General features: G+C 40.0%; 3 protein-coding genes. 2 read left to right on the top strand and 1 reads right to left on the bottom strand.

Annotated features, from left to right (window positions below; all coding sequences use genetic code 11):
• On the bottom strand, nt 1-1,406 hold a 1,406-nt coding region (locus tag AB4653_RS16930), incomplete at its 3' end, for an aldehyde dehydrogenase family protein (RefSeq protein ID WP_372104806.1).
• Nucleotides 1,407-1,786: 380 nt separating this feature from the next.
• Between AB4653_RS16930 and AB4653_RS16925 the strand changes: the two genes are divergently transcribed.
• On the top strand, nt 1,787-2,182 hold the full coding sequence (locus AB4653_RS16925) for a hypothetical protein (RefSeq protein WP_017082559.1): 396 nt from the start codon (nt 1,787-1,789) through the stop codon (nt 2,180-2,182).
• The gene (locus AB4653_RS16920) at nt 2,172-2,429 is read left to right on the top strand and encodes a hypothetical protein (protein ID WP_017082558.1); all 258 of its coding nucleotides are present in this window, start codon (nt 2,172-2,174) and stop codon (nt 2,427-2,429) included. Before AB4653_RS16925 ends, AB4653_RS16920 begins: the two co-directional genes overlap by 11 nt.
• Nucleotides 2,430-3,129 lie beyond the last annotated feature (700 nt).

Below are 3,129 nucleotides of genomic sequence, written 5' to 3'. Positions count from 1 at the left end.
GATTTTTTGTAACCACCAAATGCAGCGTGAGCTGGATACGCGTGGTAGCAGTTGACCCAAATTCGTCCAGCTTGGATATTTTTCGTCATATGTGAAATCAGATTGTTATCACGTGTCCATACCCCTGCACCTAATCCATACTCAGTACCGTTAGCGATAGCCAGTGCTTCTTCAGAGTCTTTAAATGTTGTAACAGCAACGACTGGACCAAAGATCTCTTCTTGGAAAATACGCATCTCGTTAGTTCCTTTGAAGAGAGTTGGCTCGACAAAGTAGCCATTGTCTTCATAACTCTTACCGCCAATAAGTAATTCAGCGCCTTCTTCATGACCAAGTGCGATATATTGACGGATTTTGTCAAACTGCTCTCTTGAAACCTGTGATCCGACTTGTGTATCGGTATCGAGCGGGTTTCCTTGTTTGATCGTTTTCATGCGAGTCTGTAAACGCGAAATGAAGCGATCGTAAATAGATTCTTGAATCAGAACTCGCGAAGGGCACGTACAAACTTCACCTTGATTGAAGAAAGCCAGTAGTACGCCTTCGATACACTTATCTAGATAGCTGTCTTCGTGATCAAATATATCAGCCATAAAGATGTTTGGAGACTTACCACCTAGCTCGACTGTTGATGGGATCAGGTTATCAGCGGCGCACTTAAGGATATGTTGTCCAACTTCAGTCGAACCAGTAAAGGCGATTTTTGCAATTTTTTTGTGTGTTGCAAGCGCTTGACCCGCTTCTGAACCATAGCCATTAACGATATTTATTACACCAGCAGGTACGAGATCTTCGATGAGTTCCATTAAGAACAATATCGATGCAGGAGTTTGCTCTGCTGGCTTCAAGACAACGCAACAACCTGCAGCCAGAGCTGGTGCTAGTTTCCAAGCCGCCATCAAGAGTGGAAAGTTCCATGGAATAATTTGTCCGACAACCCCAACAGGTTCAGGAAAGTGGTAGGTCATGGTTTGCGAATCCAGCTCTGAAGCAGAGCCTTCTTGGGCTCTAATGCATCCAGCAAAATAACGGAAATGGTCGACTACCAGAGGAATATCAGCGGCGAGCGTCTCGCGGACAGGTTTCCCGTTATCCCAGGTTTCAGCAATAGCAAGCATCTCAAGATTCTGTTCAATACGATCTGCGATCTTTAGTAGTATGTTCGAACGCTCAGTAACTGATGTTGAAGCCCAATCGCTTTTTGCACCATGTGCAAAATTAACTGCTAAATCGATATCTTCTTGAGTCGAAGCCGGAATTTCGCAAATTACTGAGTGGTTGATTGGAGAGGTGTTCGTAAAATACTTTCCATGTTTCGGTGCGATCCATGCTCCTCCAATGAAATTTTGATATTGTGGTTTGAAATCAACAATTGAGTTCTCAGTTCCAGGTTGTGCGTATAACATTGTCAGTTCCTTTTTTAAGATTCTGTGCATTATTATCTACTTGCCCAGAAAAAATAAAATAAGAAACCTCGTCCATAGATTTAGTTATTTTTAAATTTAACCACATAAACTCAATGGTTTATGTGTAAATGGTCGCAGTTAAAGTCCTAAATGTAAGGGGTATGTGTCGTTTTTCTAATGGTATTGAAGCTATGTAGACCAACTCAGTTAATATGGATAAAAAGCATTACCTCCATTGCATGGTAAGCAAATAGGACATATATATCCTATTTTCTGGACGTAATAGTGAGGTCTTTTTTATAATCCCATGATATTTATCGTATTTTTTTTATTGGTGCAATTGGTTTCATTATTTTATTTTAAACATATAACGTTAACATATGAGGGACGAGAACAATGAACTAGAGGAATACAAAGTGTATCAAGAACTGAGCCAACTACTAGATGATATTGGGTATGCATTTGATAAGCATGAACTGAAAATATGTACTATCAGAGCTCAAAAAAACAAAGTAATAAAAGCGATGCTTGTAACGGCAAAAGAACTGAATTTTGACATCTCGTCAAACCTGTCGAAAAGCGTATTGTCGGCAATAGTTAGTCAAGACGAAGTTAGCGAGCAACAAGCTATTAGCGTTTTGACGAAATATGTACTTGGCGATAATACGGTCCGAAAAGAAATGAGAGAGAGCCTTTTCCTTGCTATGGTGAGGGAAAGCGAAGAGTTTCACATTGTTATGCTACTGAATGGAGAAGGGGTTAATCGTGTTATCTGAAGAAATGCTCCATGAAAGAACTAAAGAAGCACTGCGATGTGCGCGTTTGCTTGAACTTGATACTTCAAAGCAATTTATTAAAATATGCATGAGCGCTTGTGTGGCAGATACTCGTATTCATATTAATAATATTGGTGAAGTTCTCAGTAATTCAATTGCTTACCCAAGTAGACTCTTATCTGGTGCATATGAAACCAGTGAACTTCATCAGTCGATAACCCCTGTCCTAGATAAACTTTCTCAATAGTATTTTATCGGTGGTAAAGATGGTTATCCTGAGGTCAATCAAGAGTCGTCGTTTGGTCCTGATCTGACAGTTTTTTTTTTTTAATCGGCGCTTGTCAGATTGAACCTAAGGAAGATTATTTTCACTCAGTTCCATTTACTAGCTAACAATGTATCAACTGAATGTTGGTGGCAACTTATTTCCCTTTGATGAGTAACCATGTTCATTCGTCTTGAGTTTTTGTCGTTATTACCTGTTTTTACTTGTCCATGTTGTCAGGGCTTTTAGCGTCTTGTAAACAAATCAGTCGACTTTGTTTCTCTTTTCCTTCTTGTATCTAGTTGCACATTCTCGTGTCACTAGGTCTATCACTTTATACTTCATTGACTTTTTCGAAGTGGGTTAAGTAATGTTGTTAGCGCCTTATTATCATCGTCACTGACATTAACGAGGTTTAACTTAGCGCTAAGGACCTCCTATCGATCCACATTGATAACGAGATTTGGCTTTCGCCAAGTCATCCGTGTTTCTTGGCTTTCTAGGCGCCCCAATCAAAGACTTTAATGTCTTCAGATTCGATGGTGTATGACGAATATTAAAACGAGATGAAGTGTGGTGTGGCGTCGTTGAACGCTTGCAGATACAAGCGTGGGCGGGGATAGATAAACTTTTTAAATGTTGAATTGATGAGGGCTCTAGAGCGAGAGTTACCTATTTTGTC

The sequence above is a fragment of the Vibrio sp. 10N.222.48.A3 genome (genome assembly GCF_041475345.1).
In the GTDB taxonomy this organism is placed as follows: Bacteria; Pseudomonadota; Gammaproteobacteria; order Enterobacterales; family Vibrionaceae; genus Vibrio; species Vibrio tasmaniensis_A.
This window is presented reverse-complemented; position numbering and strand designations above follow the sequence as displayed.